The 23,615-nt window shown below is 43.5% G+C and carries 14 protein-coding genes; 8 read left to right on the top strand and 6 right to left on the bottom strand.

Features of this window, described 5'->3' with window-relative positions:
- Positions 1-45: 45 nt before the first annotated feature.
- From MMU05_RS02625 to MMU05_RS02595, 7 genes are all read left to right on the top strand, one after another.
- The gene (locus MMU05_RS02625) at positions 46-7,719 is read left to right on the top strand and encodes an MBG domain-containing protein (protein WP_241140112.1); all 7,674 of its coding nucleotides are present in this window, start codon (positions 46-48) and stop codon (positions 7,717-7,719) included.
- Between the two features lie 3 nt (positions 7,720-7,722).
- The gene (locus MMU05_RS02620) at positions 7,723-8,223 is read left to right on the top strand and encodes a hypothetical protein (protein ID WP_241140111.1); all 501 of its coding nucleotides are present in this window, start codon (positions 7,723-7,725) and stop codon (positions 8,221-8,223) included.
- A gap of 372 nt (positions 8,224-8,595) precedes the next feature.
- Positions 8,596-9,237, top strand: a complete 642-nt coding sequence (locus MMU05_RS02615) for a hypothetical protein (RefSeq protein ID WP_241140110.1) — start codon at positions 8,596-8,598, stop codon at positions 9,235-9,237.
- A gap of 1 nt (position 9,238) precedes the next feature.
- Positions 9,239-9,688, top strand: a complete 450-nt coding sequence (locus tag MMU05_RS02610; RefSeq protein WP_241140109.1) for a hypothetical protein — start codon at positions 9,239-9,241, stop codon at positions 9,686-9,688.
- Positions 9,689-9,763: 75 nt separating this feature from the next.
- Entirely contained in the window at positions 9,764-10,351 is a 588-nt protein-coding gene (locus tag MMU05_RS02605) for a hypothetical protein (RefSeq protein ID WP_241140108.1), read from the top strand.
- Between the two features lie 58 nt (positions 10,352-10,409).
- Positions 10,410-11,231, top strand: a complete 822-nt coding sequence (locus MMU05_RS02600) for a fimbrial biogenesis chaperone (RefSeq protein WP_241140107.1) — start codon at positions 10,410-10,412, stop codon at positions 11,229-11,231.
- 79 nt (positions 11,232-11,310) lie between these two features.
- A complete protein-coding gene (locus MMU05_RS02595; protein WP_241140106.1) occupies positions 11,311-14,337 on the top strand; it encodes an SPOR domain-containing protein in 3,027 nt (1,008 codons plus the stop codon).
- Positions 14,338-14,721: 384 nt separating this feature from the next.
- On the opposite strand, the gene MMU05_RS02590 is transcribed toward MMU05_RS02595, so the two are convergent.
- The 3 genes from MMU05_RS02590 to MMU05_RS02580 form a co-directional block, all read right to left on the bottom strand.
- Positions 14,722-16,302 carry a sulfatase family protein gene (locus tag MMU05_RS02590; protein WP_418884456.1) on the bottom strand — a complete coding sequence of 527 codons (1,581 nt, stop codon included), beginning with the start codon at positions 16,300-16,302 and terminating at the stop codon, positions 14,722-14,724.
- Between the two features lie 121 nt (positions 16,303-16,423).
- Positions 16,424-17,692 carry a type IX secretion system plug protein gene (locus tag MMU05_RS02585; protein WP_241140105.1) on the bottom strand — a complete coding sequence of 423 codons (1,269 nt, stop codon included), beginning with the start codon at positions 17,690-17,692 and terminating at the stop codon, positions 16,424-16,426.
- A gap of 31 nt (positions 17,693-17,723) precedes the next feature.
- Positions 17,724-19,655 (bottom strand): ABC-F family ATP-binding cassette domain-containing protein, encoded by a 1,932-nt coding sequence (locus MMU05_RS02580; RefSeq protein WP_241140104.1) that lies wholly within the window; start codon positions 19,653-19,655, stop codon positions 17,724-17,726.
- A 290-nt stretch (positions 19,656-19,945) separates the two neighbouring features.
- Between MMU05_RS02580 and MMU05_RS02575 the strand changes: the two genes are divergently transcribed.
- Positions 19,946-21,076: a PQQ-dependent sugar dehydrogenase gene (locus tag MMU05_RS02575; protein WP_241140103.1), complete on the top strand. Its 1,131-nt coding sequence runs from the start codon at positions 19,946-19,948 to the stop codon at positions 21,074-21,076.
- Positions 21,077-21,429: 353 nt separating this feature from the next.
- On the opposite strand, the gene MMU05_RS02570 is transcribed toward MMU05_RS02575, so the two are convergent.
- The 3 genes from MMU05_RS02570 to MMU05_RS02565 form a co-directional block, all read right to left on the bottom strand.
- Complete coding sequence (locus MMU05_RS02570) at positions 21,430-21,852, bottom strand: DoxX family protein (RefSeq protein ID WP_241140102.1); 423 nt, start codon at positions 21,850-21,852, stop codon at positions 21,430-21,432.
- The gene (locus MMU05_RS23140; RefSeq protein ID WP_418884459.1) at positions 21,771-22,118 is read right to left on the bottom strand and encodes a DoxX family protein; all 348 of its coding nucleotides are present in this window, start codon (positions 22,116-22,118) and stop codon (positions 21,771-21,773) included. The genes MMU05_RS02570 and MMU05_RS23140 overlap by 82 nt, the downstream gene beginning before the upstream one ends.
- A 173-nt stretch (positions 22,119-22,291) precedes the next feature.
- Positions 22,292-23,611 (bottom strand): ABC1 kinase family protein, encoded by a 1,320-nt coding sequence (locus tag MMU05_RS02565; protein ID WP_241140101.1) that lies wholly within the window; start codon positions 23,609-23,611, stop codon positions 22,292-22,294.
- Positions 23,612-23,615: the final 4 nt, after the last annotated feature.

The following is a 23,615-nucleotide window of genomic DNA, read 5'->3' as shown; positions in this document are numbered from 1 at the left end:
AGTTTTGACCCACATTTTACTCGCAAGTAAATTTTTAAACATCAAATGGGTTCAGATATTTCAAAATACAGCGTGTGGCTTTCAAGCCTGATATTCTTGTTGATTAGCAGGTCCAAAACTTTTTTTGGCTTAGTCGCTATTCTGCTTATTGTAAGTACAGAAAATGGTTTTGGACAAGCGGTATGGCAGAGTTCGGCAACTGCAGTTGGTTCTGGTACGAGTTCCGGAACAGTTCTCAGACCAACCGGAACTACGACAGGTGATTTGCTTATCGCCGGAATTATGTTTGAATCTGGAACTGGCGCCACCTTAAGCATACCAACCGGATGGACGCTTATACTTCGAACCGACCAAAGCAGCAACGTGGGTATGGCAACCTATTGGAAAATCGCTACCTCAAGTGAACCTTCTTCCTATGCCTTTAGAGCAGGTGGAAAATGGGCTGTTGGGATTTCCAGGATTTCAGGTGCTAATCAAACTTCACCTATCGCGGTTTCAAATGGTATTTCCTCTTCAAGTTCATCCACATCGGTGGTGGCACCAACCGTTACCACGACAGCAAACGATCAATTGGTTCTTGCATTTTATACAAATAAAAAAAATGGTACTTACATACCGGCTTCGGGTACCACTGAACGCTATGATGAGCCGAATACATCAGAAGGAATGCCCTCAAATATGTTGGCAACTTATGTACAGGCGACAGCAGGGACTACAGGAACAAAGACGGCTACCGCATCAGAATCAGAAACCTGGGCAGCTCAGCAGATTGTAGTTAATGAACAAAGAATTGAAATATCCGAAACTATAACCACCGTAGGAAACGACTCCTTTAATGTTCCTGCTGGTGTCACCTTCCTTAGGGTCGAAGCCTGGGGCGGCGGTGGTAGAGGTTCAACCAGAACCTCCAGCGGTGGCGGGGGTGGCGGGGGTGGGGGTGCATATTCCTCTTCTGTCCTTTCAGTGACATCAGGCTCTTCAATTTCCTATTCTGTAGGAGCGGGAAGTAATTCCACCTCTGCCGGTGGTGATTCATGGTTTGTCAATACCACCACTTTGCTTGCAAAAGGAGGGAATTCTGTCGCTAACAATACCACTAATGGAACTTCTGGGGGACAATCATCTGAGGGCAGTGGAGATATCCGGTTTAGCGGTGGCAATGGGGCCAATTCAACCACTACAAGGGGCGGAGGAGGCGGTTCTTCTGCCGGTTCTTCTCAAATTGGAAATAATGGATCAGGTAGAACAGGGGGCTCCGCTCCTACTGATGGTGGTGCGGGTGGAACCGCTCCTGACAATGGAAACCAAAATGGTGTGGCAGGTGGTTTCCCCGGAGGTGGAGGTTCGGGATCGGCGAGAACTAGCAGCACTAGAACCGGTGGATCCGGAGCAAATGGCCAAATCAGAATCAGCTATCAAGCCTTTCTCACAGTATCCAGTCCCAATGATATCAACATAGGCACACGGGCTGAATATACGATCACCCGAAATGGCCCTACGACTGCAGCTGCTACGGTCAACCTTTCAAGTTCGGGAGCTACCGGAGGGCAATTCTTTGCAGCAGCTTCCGGTGGAACAGCGATTACAAGTGTTTCTATTCCTGTTGGCAATACAAGTGTCACCGTTTATTTTACAGGCAATGCAGGAACACATATAGTAAATTTTTCTTCCACGGGATATTTGGCAGCTTCGGATGTGTTGGTCATTACTCAGCCTGCATCTACGGTCACTGTCAAATCTGGAACTACTTCTTCTTTTACTTTTACCGGATCCGCTCAGGGTCCTGGAGTTAGCGATTTTGACTTTACGGGTTCCGCAGGGACTAAGTCTGTTCTTTATACAGGAGTATCGCCGACGACTTACAATTCAGCTACCCCCCCAACCAATGCAGGCACCTACCAGGTAATCGCCTCTGTCGCTGCAGATTCCAACTTCGGTAGTGCCAATTCTTTACCGTTTGCATTTACGATCACCAGAGCAACAGTAACCATTACTCCTGACGCCGGACAATCGAAATTTATTGGTGGCCCAGATCCAGTACTTACCTTTCAATCTTCAGGTTGGTTAGGCTTGGATAATGCCACTTTACTACAAGGTGCACTGTCCAGAGCTGCCGGAGAAGCTGCCGGTTTCTACCCCATCACTTTAGGCAATCTAACTGAAACCAGCGGAAATTATCTGCTTGCATTGACTGAAGGGGTCCAGTTTGAAATTAAGCCTGGATCTACGGTTACCATTAAATCCGGAACATCAGATTCTTACACCTTTACCGGCACAGCACAAGGCCCCGGAATCAATGATTTTACGTTTACAGGATCTTCAGGAGCTAAAACTATTCTTTATTCAGGAACAGGTAGCACTGTTTACAATTCGGCTACCCCACCAACCAATGCAGGTTCCTATCAGGTAGTCGCTTCAGTTGTAGCAGATTCCAATTTCGGTAGTGCCAATTCTTTACCGTTTGCATTTACGATCAACAGAGCAACAGTAACCATTACTCCTGATGCCGGACAATCGAAATTCATTGGGGAAGTTGATCCGGTTTTATCTTTCCAATCTACAGGATGGATTGCTCCGAATAACTCTTCGCTCCTGGGAGGCACATTATCGAGAACTGCTGGAGAAACTCTAGGCAACTATCCCATCACTTTAGGTAGTCTAACCGAAACCAGCGGAAATTATTCGCTTGAATTTACAGCAGGGGTCCAGTTTGAAATAAAAATCGATCCATCAATGCCTGTAATTGAAGGAACACGGACCCACGTAAACAACTCTGAAACTTCTTCTCATACTATTTCATTGCCAACAGGCATCCAAACAGGGGATTTGATCTTGGTAACATTCAGGATCCGGGACAGTAGAACGGTGACATCAGGACCTTCAGGTTGGAATAATTTGGTAGATGCAAATAATAGTGGCCGAACTTATGTCTATTACAAAACAGCCCAAGGATCCTCTGAAAATTTTTCTATTGGATTATCTGGATCATCAAGAATCGCTGTGGTTTCCTACAGAATTTCAAATTGGGAGAATACACCACAAGTAGCTGTAACAAGCAGTGGAACAAATCCACCTAATCTAAATCCCGGATGGGGTGAATCACCTGCCCTCTTTTTAGCAGGTTTGACTTTCAGGGAATCCGATCAATCTATTTCCGGTATTCCTTCGGGATTTTCAAATCTGATCGTTGCAGAAAATACTTCTAATGAAAGTAATAGATACTTCGAGGTGGGCCTAGTACAAAAGTTTTCTTCAGCAAGTTCAGAGGATCCTTCATCTTTTTCTTCAGGGGGTGCAAACCCTACCTCGTTTACGATTGCCATCAAAGGCAAAAGGAAAGTCCTTACCGTTGTGGCCAATCCCCTATCCAAGGTTTACGGGCAGGCCGATCCTGACCTCACCTATACAGTTACAGGTTTCCAAGACGCTGATAATGAAAGCATCCTGACAGGTTCACTCTCCAGAACAGCCGGTCAAAATGTGGGAACCTATGCAATATCACAGGGAAATTTGGCTGCCTCTGATTATATTATTGAGTTTACTTCTGCTGATTTCAGCATTACTCCAAAAACTTTGAGCATTACTCCTGACTCAGGGCAGTTTAAAATTGTAGGAGAATCCGATCCTGAAACATTGACTTTCCAGACTTCGGGTTTTGAATTCTCTGATACCAACTCATTGCTGACAGGAAAACTGTCACGTAATGAGGGAGAAGCTGCGGGTTTCTACCCGATTACATTGGGGACTTTAAACGAGACCAGTGGAAATTATACCATTGATTTTACAGCAGGCATTCCATTTGAAATTCGATCCAATCCTTCACAATACATAGTAACATCAAGTACCATTAATCCCAGGGCAGGAAGTATAATTTCTATCTCTGCCCAATTGGCGGATAAAAATGGAAATGCAGTAGCGGAATCAGGACGGGTCCTTACTTGGTCTGAGTTAATTGGAACTACCGGCAGCTTCTCTTCAGCTACTTCCACGACCAATACGCAAGGGATTGCGACGGTGCAATTTACTACTTCCTCCTCTGTAGGTGTAAGTACCAATATCACAGCTTCTGGTTCAGAAGGCCTCTTCGGTACTTCTCCTGCGATCCTGACTGTAGACGTGATCCCTACACAATTGATATTTGTTCAGAATCCATCCGGCAGCAATACAGTCGCGGGACAGGCATTTGCAACCCAACCTATCGTACAGATCCGGGATGCAGAAGGCAATCTTGTCTCAACTGCCACTAAGGTTGTAACCTTGAGTCTAATCGGGGGTTTGGGCGAACTACGCGGAAACATAACCTTGAATGCCGTCAACGGGGTAGCCACCTTTAGCGGGTTGAATATTGATCTCGTAGGTTCCGATAAGGTAATCCTTGCCGAATCAGAGGGATTGACCTCTGCAACTACTTCTACCTTTACCATTACGCCTGCACCAGCATCCCTCTTTACCAAGTATGCCGGTGATCAGCAAGCAACACAGGTGGGTACAGCGGTGGATATTGCCCCTGCCGTACGTGTTCAGGATATTTTTGGAAATCCGATTTCGGGTGTATCAGTGAGCTTTGCAGTGACATCCTTAGGTAGCAGCATTGAGCCGACTACTGCAGTACTTACCAACGAGGAAGGGATTGCTTCATTGTTATCTTGGACTTTGGGATCTGCAACAGGTCAAAACACCCTTACAGCAAGTACATCGGGTTTTTCTACATTGACATTTACGGCTTTGGGAAGTGAGAATTTACAGATAAGCGTTTTTCCAACCAATACTTGGACCGTTCCTCCGGGAGTGACCGAGATTACCGTAGAGGCATGGGGCGCAGGTGGTGGCGGTGGCGGAGTCAGCGAAGGAAGTAATAGAGTCGGTGCCGGTGGTGGTGGGGGTGCATATGCCAAGAGTGTTTTGAAAGTTTCACCAAATCAGGTGTTAAATATCTCGATCGGTACAGGAGGTACAGCCGGTTCTTCTTCTGCGAATGGTGGCAATGGAGGAGATTCTCGTGTTTCCTTTAATACTTCAGACCTAGTTCGAGCAAAAGGAGGAATTGGAGGACAAAGCCGGACATCTGGAAATAGTGCTCCGAAGGGTGGATCAGCAGGAAGCATCGATGAATCAATAGGCGATACGAGAACCGCAGGAGGAAATGGTTTAAATGGTTCGGGTTCTGGAGGTAGCACTGGTGCAGGTGGAAATGGAGCAAATGGAGGTGCAGGGGGTGCTGCAAGAACAACCGCGGGAACCGGAAATTCTGGATCTGCTCCTGGTGGGGGCGGAGGAGGTGGTAGGGATGACGATAACAATAACCGTTCAGGCGGCGCCGGAGGCCTGGGAAAAATCAACATCACTTATCCCCAGCCTGTCAATCAATTCCGCGCAGCGACTTCCGGTAACTGGGAGGATGAAAATACTTGGGAGCAGCAGTTTTCTAATGGGCAGTTTGCAAAGATCAACTCCAAACCGGCAGCAAATTCCAATGCGGTGATTTCAGCCGAAAACATCAAAGTAACGGTTTCAAATGACCTTTCCGTCTCAGGTTCAATCACCGTGGTTTCAGATGGTGAACTGGTGTTGGCCTCTGGCAAAAACCTCACATTGAATTCAGGCTCCACGCTAAGCATCGGTAATGAAGGCATCCTCACCCTTCCTTCCAATGGTCTGGTCTTGGGTGCAGGTACTGTGGCTATCAACAAAGGTTCCACCCTTGCCATCGCCCATCCGGAAGGAGTAAAAGCCACCAGCACTGCGGGCGGGGCAATACAGAATACAGGCACACGGACTTTCAGTGAAGAAGCCGAATACATCTACAACGGAACCGCCCCACAGGTGATAGGAAACGGGCTGCCGGCGGTAGTCAATGGCTTGGTGATAAATAATCCAACCACAGTCACCTTGGACAGGCCTTTGAAGTTGGCTGTAGATCTGAAGGTAAACACCGGTACTCTGGAACTTGATGAGACACTTACCGTGGACTTGGATCTGGAGCTTAATGGTTCCTCAAGTGTACTTGTCAAGGAAGGAAAAACCCTTCAAGCTGATCTTCTTTCTAATATCAGAACCAATAATAATTCAAAAATCATCCTTCAACCCGAAGCCAAATACTTTAACCTTGGCATCAGCACACCTCGATTGGAGGTTCGTCAAAACCTCACGGGAACCCGGGGCTGGAGGATGATGGGCGCTCCTGTCAGGGAAACAACCTACCAGGATTTTCTTGGAGAAATAGAAAGCCAGGGATTTCCGGGCTCGACCCGACCAAACCTGCAGCCCAATGTACTTTGGTGGGATGAAACCGACGCAGGTACCACAGCACAAGGTTGGAGACAGCCGGTCAATATCAGCCAACAAGTAAACTCGGGCAAAGGACATTATGTATTTGTCTTTGGCGGTGCAAAACTTCCCGGAGGGAGTTCAGAATCCTATTCGGATGTACTGCCATTGACCGTAGCGACCACAGGCCAAGAATTGAACCTGAACTCAGGGGGATTCACCTTTGACATTTCTTATACCCAAAGAAATAACCAAATAACATCACAGAACAACAACTTTACTGAGGTTTCCATTACCGACGCCGGATTTAACCTCATCTCCAATCCTACCGCCAGCTACATAGATTTTCATAAAGCTGCAGGTTGGCAAAAAACCAACATCGATCAGACCATTTACATATGGAATCAAAATAGGAACAACGGCAACGGAGGCTTTGAGCTCTTTCAAGGATCTGACCCTACCAATCTTATTGCCCCCTTCCAGGCATTCTGGATAAAGGCAAATGCCCCGGATCCTGTCCTGACCATGAACAACGAGGCCAAGTCCTTTGCGACAAGTTCGTTTTTTGGAAGAGTCCTTGAGGAAAGTCCCAAAACCGAAGCCCTAAAAATCAAACTTAATGTTTCAAGTGCCAAGATGGAGGCTGAATCCATCCTGAGATTCAGTGCCGAAGGAAAAGATGAAAAAGACGAATGGGATGCCTACCAATTGGAATCATTGGGCAATAACTGGCTTTTGCTATATTCCTATGGCTCTCCAAAAGAAAATACCCCATTGGCAATCAATCACCTGAACCTGCCGGAAGAGACGGAAGAAAAATCCATCCCTCTCAATCTTGCAGCAGCTTGGGAAGGAAAACCTTTTGGGGATGATTATTTGCTGACATGGGAACTGCCGGCAGAATGGCCATCCAACCGGAAAGTCGTCCTGATGGACCACATTTCTGAAAAAGCCATCGACATGACAAAGGTGTTAGAATACAGCTTCAATTTTGAAGCACCTACATCATCCAATCCAAACCTGCGCATCGATGGCCAAGGAATGAAAAGCCCTCAAGCGGTGGTATTCTCCAGTCCTTTTGAATCCGGAAATCCAAATGCCAGGGTCAATCCTGAAAGCCCGAAGCGGCCATTTACCATCGTGATCGGGTATCAGGGTAAAGGTACAGAACCTGAATATCGTCCCGAATTACCAAAACTATACGCACCCTATCCCAATCCATTCGTAGACCAGACCCGCATCAGGTTCTATCTACCTGTGACTGCAAAAGCAGAAATCAAAATCTTCGATACCAATGGCGTGACGGTGGGACAATTTGATGCTGCTGAGTATCTATCAGGCATCCATGAATTGGATTGGGCACCGGCAGGCAACAGATTGCATGCAGGAATTTATATCCTTCAGGTGATTACAGGTGAAAATGTACTTACCCAAAAACTCTTAAAGAAATAACCCATGAGAAAAATAACCCTTTTGATTCTATTTATCCTTGGTCCATTTGCCATCCTGCACAGTCAAGCACAATCAACAAATGTGTCAATCAGAGCCACTGCTACAGTAATGGACAACCTTGAGATGATTTCGATAAGGAATCTAGACCTTATAAGTCCCCCTATCGTGGAACAAAAAATATCCGTGTCCCCAATTTCCTCAGGCTATGCGGGCTTGTTCAAAATCGTCGGAAGTCCGGGAACAGAAATAAAAATCAACTACCTGAGAACTGAAATGCTGGAAGAACAAAACGAGGGACTGGGGAAAATCTTCGCAGAATATTCCCTGAGTGCCGGATATGAAGATAATCAGGCAATAAGCTTTTTGCTCACGCCAGGGGAAGCGGTGGTTACGCTGAGTTCAAATGGAGTCATTTTTGTATGGCTGGGTGCCGAGTTGGATGTCAGTGAGGCTACTCCGGGATTATACTTATCCGAATTTGTATTGGAGTTCGAATATATCTAAAAAAGCAAAAGGAATTCGTAAAGGACTCATGCAGGTCAAAAAAGGCTGATTATTAAACAAACCTTTTATCAGAAAATGGAAAATAGGCAGCTGATATCCATAAAATCATAGAGAAATAGTAAATACAACTTAAAAAAGCATTTCATATACATTTAAATGCATTTTCAAAATATTAATTTGTATTTCAAACAAATCAGAGATACTTTTGAATAACAAATTTTGTATTTCACAACATTCTATAACATCTCGCAAAGTATCAGAATCTAAAGTAGCTTTTCAAATCTTTTCTGCACACAAGCGCCAGCGCAAACTCAGATATAGCAGAAATTAAAAGGACCAATCTCAGGAAGAGATCGAAAAATTAAAGAACCCATGACCACAGAAAAACAAAATATAGCCTCCATGATGAAAATAATGACACTGTGCATTATGATAATCTGTGGCGCTATAGATCGGGCTTCTGCACAGAGAATCAGCTTCAGTACCTGGACAGGAAGCGAGGACATAATCCTGACTTCTATGAAAGGTGTCAATCCAAAAATCTCTTTCAATTCAAAAAGACCTGTGATAGTAGCAGGGTCTGAAAAAATTGACATCGGACTCCTCGATGAGCAAGCCATGGTATTCAAAATCGAGGCGCCGCTTGGATATGACTTGACGGTAGAATTGAACTCCCCTACCCATTTGTACAAGGAAGGAGATCCGAACAAAGGAGCAATCCCGGTATCGTTCAGAATGGCTTACAACAATCAGGAGGCCCAAAATGAATTTATCGGAAAACAGAATGTAGTCGAAATCCCCGAAGGATTCAACAACGTGACATTTCCAGTCAACCGAAGACTTGGAAGTACGCCACCGGTTCCGATTACACCTGATTTTGAAAATTACGTCAAACCAAAGGGTGCTGCTTACCTATACATCTATGGGTCTTTTGGTCCAGTGGGTGATGTGGCTGCAGGAGAATATACCGGAGAGGTTTTATTGAATGTTTATTTCGCAAATTATGACAACTAATATGAAATTATTCATTCTCCTTATTGTCCTGGCTTTTGGAAGCAGCTCGACATCACAGGCCCAATTCCTGAACATCAGGATCAACATACCTGCAGGAATGGTATTTTCTGAAGATCCCCGTGAAAGAGTATTTGGCGGAATGGCAGGAAATACCGAACAAGGTCCGGTTCCTATCACATGGATAGCGATGGAATCTATGGAAAACCTCAGTTTTTTGGTTTCGATAGAAAATCAGGATCCCGATCAGGGCCAATCACCAAAAGGATTTTATATCAATCAGAGCGGTTGGGATTTGTCGGCAGCAAGGGAACTTTTCCCTGGACCAAATCAGCTGACCATCGATAACCGAAATCTGCTGATCAAAAATATCAGCCCGAAGGTTTCCTTCCTTCACGCCTGGCTGGGGATTCCCAATAACAGGCCCCTTACAATTAAAATTGAATACCCTTAAAATAAATCACAATAAAAAAACAAACAAAACAAAAACAATTAAAAACACACAAAACAATTTAAACAATTAAAAATTATGAAAAATCTAGTAAAAATCTCGTTCGTAGTTGCATTTTTCGCAGCAATTGGTTTCTCCGCAAATGCACAGACTTCAAACAGTACTATTACCGTTGGCGCTAAAGTTTTTGATCAGATCACTGTAGAAGCAGGTGATAATTTAGAGCTTGGTGGTGTTATGAAAGGTACTTTCAAGAAAGTGGATATTACCGGAGGCATAACCGGAACCAACGAAGCTGTCGGTGGATCTGGAGTTCAAGTCGGAACATTCAAAGTGTTTGCCGGTGCAGGTTCGGATGTGACTTTGACCTTTGCGCCAATCGCAAATTTAACCAGTGGCGAAAATAACTTGCCTATCGTATTCACTGAAGAGGGTACTGATATGGTTGGATATAGCACAGGTGATGCTTCAACAGCAGTAAGGTTTTCAGGACTCGAAGCAATTGTAGGTGAAGGAGTAGGATCGGCTCCAAATGTATTCCCAACAAACCCAATTGGCACTAGAAACGGAATTACAGTATTCGTAGGCGCCAAAGTGGAAGCAGGTGCTGCACAAGCTTCCGGAACTTATACAGGAACAGTAAAGCTTACTGCTACTTATAACTAATTCCTATCAACCCACCGGTGGCAATCCAGCATTGCCACCGGTTATTTTCAATACTCTCATGAAAAAATTATTCTACTCTCTAATCCTGTTTATTTTAGTCTTAGAGGCTAATGCTCAGGTTTCTCTTGCCCCGACTACGGTATTTACGGATGCCAATGGCGTCGGAACACTCTTTGTCTCTAATGGGTCAGAAACCCCCCAAGAGGTAAACATCAGCTTCATGTTTGGCTATCCTGCCACGGATTCATTGGGAAATGTGTCAATGGTCTATACGGACAGCATCAAAGAAGGTCAATACGGACTCACCGAAAGGGTCAGAACCTTCCCCAGATCATTTATCCTCGCTCCGGGACAGCAGCAGACCGTAAGGCTGCAGGTAAAACCCGACAGGACCAAGGCAGCCGGGACTTATTTTACCCGTGTAAAAGTCCTTTCCAATGCACAGACAGCAGATGTAGGACAGACTAATACCGCTGAAATCGCCACACAGGTTACTTTCCAGTTTGAACAGGTCATCGCCATGTTTTACAAATCAGGGGCGGTATCGACAGGCCTGGATTTCAGCCAAATAGAAACCAAAGTAGATTCCCTCTCTATTGTAGTCGATTCAGAATTTAAAGTGGCCGGCAACTCTCCTTATCTTGGAAGCTTCAATGCCGTGGTCAAAGATGCCTCAGGCAACATCATCAAAGAACAGCAACAGACATTGGCACTGTATTTTGAGGGCAAAAGGTCATTCAAAATTCCTTTGCCCGAGGATACCAAGCCTGGTAAATATACCTTAGAAGTACTATTCAAAACAGAAAGATCAGATATCCCCACCTCAGACCTCATACAGGCTGCCTCTACGAGAAAAACCTTCTCAGTGCAGGTACTTTGATTTTGATCAGAAATTAACCCTTTAAGTTTAATCACCCCCATTTTAACTTAAATTCATTTTGAAAACCTTCACAACATATTTGTGGAAGATTTCAAAGCCTACCAAGCTTGTGTTATTGCTGTTATTTTTATTGGGTTTTTCCAACCCGATCCAAGCCCAGCAAGAACCTGATGGAGAAGCTTTGCTTATTCTTTCCCATCCTTCGACCGGACAAGTATATTTGAACGCACTCTTTTTTGGAGATAAGGCCTATTTGCCGGTTGGTGAAGTATTGAGTTTGTTATATATCCCCAACGAACGTCTCAGCTCCGGCAAAGGGCTCAGCGGCGTTTTTCCTGACAAAAAAAATCCCTGGTCCATAGATCCGATACAAAATAAAATCATGATCAACGGTAAGGAAGAAACCTTACCCGCTGACAAATTTTTCCTGGGGGATACAGACCTTTATTTCCACCCTGATTATTACCTTAGAATTTTTGGTCTCCAGTTTACGGTGAATATCCTTAATCTATCTGCCTCCTTTACGGCACAATATCCGCTTCCTGTGGAGGAAAGGCAGAAAAGAGAGATGCTCAGAAAAAATCTTCAATCCAACAACAAGACGGATGAGTCTGTCCCCATGCTTTATGACAGGGAAAGAAAATTTTTAAGTTTGGGATTAATGGACTATGTCTTGAATTTTGACAAAACCGATCAGGGAACAAATACTTCCTTTCAGCTAAGAACCGGGATGGAATTGCTCGGAGGGGATTTTGAAGGGGCGATTGCAGGCAACCAAAACGGAAAAAACATCGATATCGATTATTCAGGCCTGAGATGGCGGTATGTTTTGCCGGGTGCCATGAAGCCTGAAAAAAATGTTTTGCTCACCACAATCACCGCAGGACAGATCAATACCAGCAGTCAGACAAATAGCTTGGCCCTCACCGGGATATCGATCAGCAACAATCCGGTAGTTCCCCGTCAGGAACTTGATGTGTTTATCATTGATGGATACACGGAAGCAGATTCGGAAGTGGAGTTATTGATCGGAGGTCAGCTCGTAGATTTTTCCCGAGCGGATGAGGTGGGATATTACAGATTCAATGCCCCGATCTCCTTTGGTACCACCCGCCTGACCATCAGGATATATACTCCCAATGGGGAAGTCATTACCGAAGACCGTCAGTTTCAGATTCCTTTTACATTTCTTCCCAAGGGATTTGTCACCTATAACATTCAAACCGGCTTTGTCCAAAATAGTCTGGACAGCCTGTCAGACAACCGGGCCACCCACGGAGATGTGGCTATAGGCTTATCCAATTCCGTGACCGTACGGGCGGGGATAGATTATGGAAACCCATTTGGAGAAAATAAGATGTACCATGTATATGGTATATCGACCCGCATATTTCAACAATATTTATTCAATGTAGATGTGTTGCCTGACAGGTATTACAGGGCCACGGGAAGTGTGTTTTATGCCAACAATGTCAATATCAGCACTCAGGTCACCGAGTACGTCGGCAGCAGCGAATTTACAAGAGAGAATCAGATCAGGGATGCCAACCTGAACGTGTTTTTACCATTCAAGCTTTTTGGAAGATTTACGGGAATCAGGGTTTCCGGAGAAAAAATCTGGCTTGAAGGTGGCTTCAGATCCAATATTCAGGCAGATTTCAATACCCAGATAGGTCGGGTCAGCACAAGGTTCAATTACCGGGGTGACATCGCCGGCAACTTCAATCTGAGCGAAAACGAATCATGGAATACCAAAGGTCTACTCACCTCCTCACTAACCTATTCATTGCCGAGAAGCCCTAGTTTGCCTGTTTTTGTGAGAGGGATATTTTTCAGAGGGCAGATGAGGTATGATGTCAAAGGAAACAAACCTATCGCTTGGAACACCTTGTTTTCACAGACTTTATTCAAGCATGGGCGATTTACTTTGGGATATGAAAGAGACATGATAAACAAACAGGGTCAGCTGCAGGTCGGCTTTTTGTATGATTTCAATGCAATCCGTACTTCTTCCCAGTTTAACAAACGGGGTAAATCCTATGCTGCAAGGCAAAGTTTCAGTGGTTCATTGGCCTACGATCCTGCAGGGAAAATGATTTTACCTTCAAACAGGGATCAAATTGGAAGATCAGGAATTTCAGTCCGGATGTTTGTCGACCAAAACAACAACGAAAAATATGATGAAGGGGAAGAAATAGTACCAGCAAAAGCGGTTCAGTTAGACCGGTCCGCAAACATGGTACTTGGTTCTGACGGAATATTGAGGATGTCGCAGATGCAAAGCTATTGGACTTACAAGATGACCATTGACATCAGTTCCCTGCCGGACCCATCACTTGCCCCAAAGGTGACGAGCTTTAATCTCGTGGCAGAACCTAACAGATACAAGCAAATAGATGTCCCTTTGTACCGCACAGGAACGATAGAGGGTATGGCAATCATCAACAAAAACGGAGAAAAACAGGGTATCGGAGGCTTGAGGTTGCTTCTCAAAAAAGTAGGATCGAAAGATTTCTTGGAAACAATCCGGACTTTCTCCGATGGCGGATTTTATACCTTCTCCCTCCTTCCGGGAAAATACACCTTGGAAATTGATCCCGCACAGCTGGATTTCTTGCAGGCAAAAATAGTCCAAGAGGTCCTAGAGTTTGAGATCAAGGCCCTTTCTGAGGGAGATTATATAGAAGGTTTGAATTTTGAACTTAACCCGATTTCAGAAGAACTGGCGGCTGATATGGCTGAAATTTCGGATCCTGAATCCGAGGAGTCGGAAGATGTTGAAAATGAAGCTACTACAGCGGAAGAAACACCTGATTTTTTCAGTGATTCTAAGCTCGGCCACTCCAAACTCAGCATAGTCATTGAAAAGGAACAGGTCCCGTATTATTATGTGATCGTAGCAACGTCTCCGGATAAAACTTCAGCAAGGATAGAGGCTCAAAAATTCATAGACAAAGGAAAAGCTGTTTGGATAATCTTCCCTAATAACGAAACCGAAAATTATCGAATCGCTGTAGGAAAGTATAAAGATTATAAATCTGCTGCCAAAGCCCTTGAAAAAGCCAAAATAGAATCGGCAGAAACTTCTTGGATTTTAAAGTATTAAAATGGTTTTATCAAAAAAACCCGGTATAGGTAATCAGATTTGGAGCTGATCCTTCCTTTTCCTGCAGCCGCTAGAGACTGCACCTGATCGTTGGGTTTAAAGGTTGGAGAACAATATAAAAAGATGGAATTATCCATCTTCCCGATTGTCCCATTACATTTTTGTAGAAAGGCAATCATTTAAGAAATCAGGAAATCTTTTCCTGAAGGGGTCATTGACAGAGGATGAGAGTACTCTGTTTTTGGCCCCTATTTTTTTGAAAAAACCAAAAATTCAACGAACTTCTGATGGCCCCAATGTTTTAACTTGACTCGCCCAATTCGAAATAAAAAAAATCCGGAAAATCTATCCCCGGACTTAAAGATCCTAGCCTGATGCTACAGCCTACTTCAATTCCAATTGTTCAATATTTCCTGTTCCGACACCCCTCAATTCTTCAAATCTTTTCTTCAATTTCTCAAGCATTTCAGGTTCTGCCGCAGCAATGTTGTTTTTTTGGCCTGGATCTGCCTTGAGGTTATAGAGTTGATATTGAAGGTCATTTCCCAGTTCTATATTGACAGATTGATTTACTGCAGGTCCTTTGTAAGGAGGTATCATGATATAATCCCCGCTGCGAAGGGCTGTTTTGGTGGTAGCCTCCAAAATCAATTCTTCTCTTCCCTGATCTGTTTCTCCCATCAGGACTGCCAGCATGTCCTTGCTGTCTTCAGTGTCCATATCACTTCCTACAAGCTTGGACAGAGAAGCGAACAAGTCCAATTGTGATACCAAGGCCTCAGAAACCCCAGGTTTGATTTTCCCCTTCCAATAGGTCATAAAAGGAACCTTTGTTCCCGCCTCAAAAAGACTGTACTTCCCACCTCTCAGGATTCCTGCGGGTTTATGATTTCCTATTTTCTCGACGGCTTCATCATAGTAACCATCATTCAGAACAGGCCCATTGTCTGAAGAAAAAATCACCAAGGTATTTTCCAAAATTCCTGCTTCTTCCAAAGTCTTCAGCAATTCTCCAATGGCCCAGTCTGCTTCCAAAATCACATCGCCTCTAGGTCCCATGCCCGAAGTGCCTACAAATCTTGGGTGCGGAGTTCTTGGTACATGTGGCTGTTGCATGGCAAAATAGAGGAAAAATGGATTTTCTTCATTTTTCCTTTCACGGATATACTCCTGAGCTTTGATCAGAAAATGGTCTGCCATATCCTCATCTACCCATTTGGCTTTTTCTCCTCCTTTCATAAAACCGATCCGGGGAATACTGTTGACAATGCTGTTGTTATGGCCGTGATGCCATTTCATTTTGATCAGTTCAGGATTATCCAAACCCGTCGGTTCACCTTCAAAATTTTTGTCGTAATCCACCAAAATGGGATCATCCGCTTCCAAACCGACTACAAGCCCATTTTCTATATAGACAGTCGGTACTCGATCCTGCGTCGCAGCCATGATATAGGCATAATCAAACCCAACCTCATTGGGTCCGGGTGAAACGCGCTGATTCCAATCCATATTTCCTTCACCCAATCCCAAATGCCATTTGCCTACAATGCTTGTGTGGTAACCTTTGGACTTCAACATTTTTGGTATCGTCATCTGATCAACCCCAATCAATAAGGGGGCGGTACCGGGCAAAATCTTGGCATTTTCATTTCTCCAGGGATAGATTCCTGTGAGCAAAGCATACCTGCTAGGCGTACAGGTGGCGGAGGTGGCATAAGCATTGATGAACTTCATACCTTCATTGGCCAACCTGTCCATATGAGGAGTCTGCAATTCGGTGGCACCGTAAGCGCTTAGATCACCATATCCCAAATCATCCAGATAAATGATGACGATATTGGGTAGCTTATTCACCTCAGTTTGGCCGGTATTTTCATTTTTGCAGCCAAATAATAAGGTAAAAAATATTGCTGCCAAAAGGCCACTTATTAGACGTGGTTTTACTTTTATGCTTTGGGCTTTCATTGGATTGTTGTTGGCAGAAGGTTTATTATACTTCGTAAGATGAGGAAATTTACATCATTTCAAAAAAACTCAACTGTTCCACCAACATTAAAACTTTCCAAACCTTTAAACTTTTTGATCCCTACAGCCTCCTCTTATTTGGATTGAGGTTGGTGTAGCTGATAAGTTCGTCATACCGCGAGCCCATGTCTCGAAAATATATGAGAATCTCGTACTCATTTTCGGTTTCGAAATAATTCCCCTCAAAAGGCGTCATGTTCCAACCCTCAGCAGTTTTATAAGCATATTGGTAATCGTACCAACCTTGCTTTAGCAGTAAAGTGGATTGAAAAATTTTGGTGGCTTTATTATAAACCATTTTGGAAGTTGGGTCATTTCCCCATTTTGTCATGGCGCCTATGACATAGGGAACCTCATTCCCTGGTTCCGCCTCCAGATTAAAAGTCACGAGCATATACTCGCTTTCCAGTTCGTAATTCCTACGCTCAAGATTCATAATGCCATATTGCCCATTTAAGTCAAGGTATTCAGAATAGACGCCCTGTGGTCTTGGTTTATCGATCCCGGCCTCAGCATAGACCACATCTTCCTCCATCTTGATGGCTTTGACACCCAATCCTCTAGACCTGACAAACCTCAAGTCGATAAACCTGAATTCATTTCCTGCCCAGAAAGTATTGCTCCCATCAAAAAGCTGGTATTCGATCAGCTTGATGTCTTCGCGGATCATTGTCGGGGTTTTCAATAACTTGGTATTGTCCCAACGCTGATTTTGCCGGATCATGACTTTCAGGTTGTTTTTGGGATCAAACAATTCCCGCGTCTTGTAATTGATATTGACATTGATTTGCTGGACAGCGCGTCTGTTTTCTGTTTGACTTGGTGGCACAACCTTGGCAGCTACGGTTAGGATTCTTTGGAAAACCATAAACCTTTTGGTCAACACTACCTGCTTTTGATCCCTTCCTCGGTACACCATGATGGCATAATTACCGGATTTGGTGACGCGGGGCAAAATAAAATTGTATTGGAGGTAGGGAATCCGGGTGTCAATGGAATAGCTGAAATCCAAGATGTTGAATTCATTGAAATCGACAAGGTATTCGGGTTCCTTGAGGTCAGAGGGTGTCCAATCAAAATTACAGTGGATGATCTTGGCCGAATACATATCCGGATCATAGGCCAAATCATCAAATACAAGCTTCATTGGAATGCCGCCATTCAACTCGATCACCGGAGAACTCATCTGCGCTTCGTATTCAACGGAGGCAGGAAATATCCTTACGGATTGGATATTCTCTTCAAATACCCTGTCTTCAAAAACCTTTTGAGCAAAAAGGGAGGAAGAAAAAGTGAAAAGAAGAATCAGAACGGCGATCGAACTACGCATGGGCTTTGGTTTTCAGTAACAATATAAAAAATTATGCCAAAGAAGCGGTATCCTGCAAAGAACCAATCTCCTCTACCAAAGTCTCCCAATTTTGATTGAGTTCGGCTTCCTGGTTTTTCAGTTTTTGATATGCCTGATTGGTTTCCTCCATTTTTTTATTGTCTGAAAAAACGACCGGATCGGCCATTTTCTTTTCCAATTCTGCTTTTTTGGATTCAATCTGAAGGATTTTTTCCTCAATCAAAGCAAGTTCCTGTTCTTTCTTCTTTAGGTTTTTCTTTGCTTCGTTCACTTCCGTGATACTCAATTCCTTTTTTCGGGTATCCTGTTTTGGTTTGGAATCCTGTTTGGTGTCAGCAGGTAATGCGGCTTGTTGGGATTTCCAATATACAAACTCGTCATAGGTTCCCGGATATTCTTTGATCTTGTTTTCTTCGATGTACCAGATTTTGTTGGCCACACCACGGATAAAATGCCTGTCGTGGGAAACAGTGATGAAAGTTCCTTCATATTGCTCCATCGCCTGGATCAGGATATTGACAGACTGGATGTCAAGGTGGTTGGTTGGTTCATCCAAAAGCAGGAAGTTGGCCTCTGAGATCATGGTTTTGGCCAAAGCAACCCTGGATTTTTCACCTCCGGAAAGGACTTTGATTTTTTTGAAAACATCTTCATTGGTAAACAAAAAGCAACCCAACACATTTCTGAGTTCGGTTTCGGTTTTTTTGGAACCTGCCTGCACCATTTCCTGAAGGATTTCATTGTCGACATTCAAAGCCTCCAACTGGTGCTGCGCATAAAAAGACTTGATGACATTGTGTCCCTGTTCGCGCTTTCCTTTGATCGGTTCGGTACCATCGACAATCCTTAAAAGCGTGGATTTACCTTTTCCGTTGGCTCCGATCAGAGCGATCTTATCCCCTCTTTCGATCCTTGCGGTGGTGTCTTTCAAGATCACCAAATCCCCATATGCTTTGGATACGTGGTCCAAAACAACCACATCCCTTCCTGACTTCTGCGAAAATTTGAATTTGAAATTTACAGAGATATTGTCATCCACCACTTCATTGACCCGGTCAAGTCTGTCCAAGGCTTTGATCCTGGATTGCACCTGATTGGATTTGGTGGCTTTGGCACGGAATCGCTCGATAAACTTTTCCGTCTGCTTGATCATCTGCTGTTGGTTTTCGTAAGCATTTTGCTGGATTTCCATCCTTTCCTTCTTTTCCTCTTGGTAGAAAGAATAATTACCGGAGTAGGAAGTCAGCGACCCATGTGACACCTCGACCGTGATATCTACACAATTGTCCAAAAAGTCCTGATCGTGGGAAACCACCACAACAGCACCTTCATAATTTTTGAGGTAATTTTCCACCCATTGGATGGAAGGCAAATCCAAGTGGTTGGTAGGTTCATCAAGCATCAGCAAAGAAGGCTTTTCCAAAAGCAACTTGGCAAGCATCACCCTCATTCTCCATCCTCCGGAAAAAGTCTTCAGCGGTCTGCCAAGGTCTTTTGTATTGAATCCGATTCCTTCCAAAACCTCTTCCGCTTTGGCCTTGATGGTATAGCCTTCATTGGCTTCGAACTGGTCCTGCAGCCTCGCCAACTTGTTGATAATCTCATCAGAATGGTCTGTTTCCATCTGATGAAGCACATTTTCTATTTCTTGTTCGAGTTGGAGCGTCTCTTTGAATGCCTCCAAGGCCACATCCAAAATACTGTCTTCTGATTGGTAAGAAAGCAAATCCTGGTTCAAAAAACCGATGGTACAATCCTTCGCTTTTTGGACTTCCCCTGAACTCGGTTGGATATCGCCGTTGATGATTTTGAGCAAAGTCGACTTGCCAGTTCCGTTCAGACCGACCAATCCGATTTTGTCTTTAGGTTTGATATGGAGAGCGGCATTTTCGTAAAGCGCCCGGCCTCCGATAAAGTAAGAAAGATTATTAATTGATAACATGCTGCAAAAATAACCAAACTCCCGTTTATAAATGATTTCATTCCAAATATTACTTGGAAAGTGTCTGGACTTTTAATTTTCGATAACTTGTAGCTTGTAATCCAAAACCAGCCAAAGGTTTTTAACCTTTGTCAGTTTTCTTAAAATAAACTAATCAATATAACCACTAGCGGTAAAAAAAATTAAAGATACTCTAAAAGGTTAGCCTTAGGATTAATATCTATTAATATCCAATATCAATGAATATCTATCATAAATTGAATATCTATTCCGATAAAACCAAAACCAACATGCGCAAAATAATCCTTCTGCTTTGCCTCTCAGTCATCAACCTGTCCTGCAATGCCCAAAGCAACAAAAAAAGTGATATCCAACTGGAAAAAATCAAGCTTCCGGCAGGATTTGAGATCAGTGTTTGGGCTGAAGATGTCCCTGACGCGCGCTCACTCGCTATGAATGGGGACGGCAGCATCATTTTCGTCGGCACCCGACAGGGCAAAAATGTCTATGCCTTGGTCGATACCAATAAGGACGGAAAGGCTGATAAAAAATATACCCTTGCCGAAGGATTGCGGATGCCAAATGGTGTTGCTTTCAAAGATGGCGACCTTTATGTGGCGGAAGTCAGTAGAATCTTAAGATTCAGGAATATTGAAAAAACGCTGGATAAACCTGTTTTTGAAGTGGTCTATGACAAGTTTCCCGACAAAGCGCATCATGGATGGAAATTCATCTCTTTTGGTCCGGATGGCTTGCTTTATGTGCCCATCGGTGCTCCCTGCAACATCTGCGAACCCGAAGAAATCTTCGCCTCGATCACGCGCATCGATGTCAAATCAACCAATATCCAACCTGAGATTTTTGCCAAAGGCATCAGAAATACCGTTGGTTTCGCTTGGCATCCTACATCCAAGGAAATCTGGTTTACAGACAATGGCCGAGACATGATGGGTGACGATGTGCCGGATTGCGAACTTAACCACGCCCCCCAAAAAGGCATGCACTTCGGATATCCCTATTGGCATGCAGGTGATGTCAAAGACCCTGAGTTTGGAAGTAAAGGAAAAGAAAAATCTGCCTATACAGCTCCCAAAGCGAAATTAGGAGCGCACACTGCACCTTTGGGAATGAGGTTCTATACAGGAAATCAGTTTCCTGAAGCCTACAAAAACAACATCATCCTTGCCAAACACGGATCTTGGAACAGAAGCAAAAAGTCAGGATATAACCTGACCCGGGTAATCCTGGATGCAAACCAAAACGTGGTAAAGCAGGAAGTTTTTGCTGAAGGATGGCTCGATGATGCATCGCAGGATGTCTGGGGTAGACCTGTGGATGTCCTTCAGATGCCTGATGGCAGCATGTTGGTATCAGATGATATGGCAAATTGTATTTATAAGATCACTTATTCAGGGAAATAAAATCATTCAAACTGAAATCAAAAACACCTCCGCGGTCAGTAGAGGTGTTTTTTTTATGATGTGAGTATTTTAATCTTTTAGAAGCTTTTCCAAAGTTATGAACTTTGGAAAAGCTTACCGTATCTTAACAAATTTTGACCCCTTTTTCTTCTTCGTATTTCTCTATTACCAAAGATAAAACTTCCATATAATCTTCATATTCATCCGAGATTAATAGATCAAATTTTGATAGTTTTCAAAGCCGCTTGGTATTCCTTGTCGCTTTCTATGGTTTTAAGTTTGGTCTTTTTTGAATATCCATTGTATCTGGAATTTAATTATTACCTCCATCAATTTTGTCGTATTCCATTTCCTTACATTTTCACCGATTCAAAAAATATAAATGAATTGAGTGCTAAAAAAAATAATGCCGGCAAAATATCATAAAACCTATCCTTAACCCTCAGTCTGGCGATTACTCCAAAGAACATCAACAAAGCGAGACCTCCTGAGGATAACCACAAAAAAGGAAGAAACATCAATCCTACAAATAAGCCCAGACCTCCTAAAATCTCTAAAATTGCCGTAAGTGTTCCGAATTTCTCCAAGCCAAAGCGAACAAATTCGCTTTTCATTATTGGAGAAGAAAAATAAGAAACACCGTAAATTAAAAAAGAGATACTCGAGAAAACCACTAAACCATTTAATATACTCATCAAACAAATAAATTGAGGGAAACTGCCGCTATGAAAAGACACAGAAGCAAAAGGAACAATGAAGGCATGCGTTTTTGCCAAGGGTTATTCACTTTGAGGTGAAAATACTGTGCACTTACCATCAGAAAAGCCATCATTAGCGCAGGGATAAGAACCAAAGATGGGTACCAAATACCTGCTACTAGTAAGGTTGCCAACGCTATTTTGGCAGAACCCACCGCCGACCGTATCAAAGAATTTAACCCATATTCCTTAAATTCCTTTTCGATATTGTCGAAACGGAATACCCAAACAATTACAATTGAAATTGAAACTATAAGTTGCGCTGCTATTGATAAATTTGTCATCATCCTATTTTTATTTTCTTTGGTTAATTCAATCCCTGTTTTGAGCTGCTTCTCTGAAAGATACCCTTTTTACCCATTTAAATTCAGGTATGAATTTTCATTCGTTTGAGATTTTCACCCAAACAGCGGCATTAAGAAAATAAGAGGGGGACAAATTCCTACCTACTTTCAGGCTACTTTAACCATTCAGGTTTTGTTGTATTCACTTCCGCCCTTAGCTGATTAAGTAGGTTGTACAGACCAAAGTAGGTTCTATTGATATAAAGTCCGTGACGGGAACCTCGGGCTTGTCTGGATTTTCGGAACATCTTGTCATTGGAAATTCTTTCTCCCAGTAGGAAGATTTCATTGAAGAAATCATCGTCCGCGAAGTCAAACTTTTCTACGTGGAACGGTTTCCCCAAAAGTGAAATCATTTCCGTGAATATTCCTTTGAAGAAGGACTTTTCAGTTTCTGTGTCTTTATCCGAAATGAATTCTAAATCATAGAAGATCTGGTCCAAATCCTTCTGATTGATCAACAGTTCTTTTTTGATCAGGGCGAAATAACCTTGGTAAAAATCTTCGGGGATCACCTTCACACAGCCAAAATCAATGATGCCGAGTTGGTCACCTTCTTGGATGATAAAATTTCCCGGATGTGGATCCGCGTGTACTTGCTTCAGGTTATGGACTTGGTGGTGATAGAAATCCCATAACGCCTGACCAATTTGATTTTTGGATTCTTGGGAAGGGTTGGTGTCCATCCATTCTTTTATATGTTTTCCCGAGATCCAATCCATGGTGATGATCCGCTCTGCACTCAGGTCATCGTAATAAATCGGGAACTTGAGATTTGGAATGTGTCCACATGCCTCGGATATTTCTCTGGACCGCTTAACTTCCAATAAATAGTCCGTCTCTTCAATCAAACGCTCCTCAACCTCACCCATATAGTGATCAAGCTCTATTTCATTCATATTGAGCAGGCGCAAGGCAAAAGGCCTGACGAGTCTCAGGTCTGAAGTTACGGAATCAGCCACTCCCGGATATTGGATTTTGATGGCTAATTTTTTACCATTTTTGGTGGCCTGATGAACTTGGCCTATGGATGCGGCATTTACAGCAGATCTGGTAAAAGTATCGAACATTTGATCCGGCGATTTTCCAAAACTCTTCTGAAATGTTTTCACCACCAATGGATAAGAAAGTGGCGGTGCAGAATATTGTGCCATGGTAAATTTGTCCTGATAAGCCCTTGGGAGAAGGTTTTTATCCATGGACATCATCTGGGCTATTTTCAAGGCAGAGCCTTTCATCTGACTCAGAGAATTATAAATGTCTGTTGCGTTGTCGGTATGAAGTTGTTCATTCGTCATCGAAGGGTTGACGACCTTTTTGGCGTAATGCTTCATGTAATTGCCACCAACTTTGGCACCTGTACTGATAAACTTCGCGGCACGCTGTACTTTGGATGTTGGGATACTCTGTTGCTCCTTCACTTTGCTTTCCATGGTA

Source organism: Cognataquiflexum rubidum, assembly GCF_022538115.1.
Lineage (GTDB): Bacteria > Bacteroidota > Bacteroidia > Cytophagales > Cyclobacteriaceae > Cognataquiflexum > Cognataquiflexum rubidum.
This window is presented reverse-complemented; position numbering and strand designations above follow the sequence as displayed.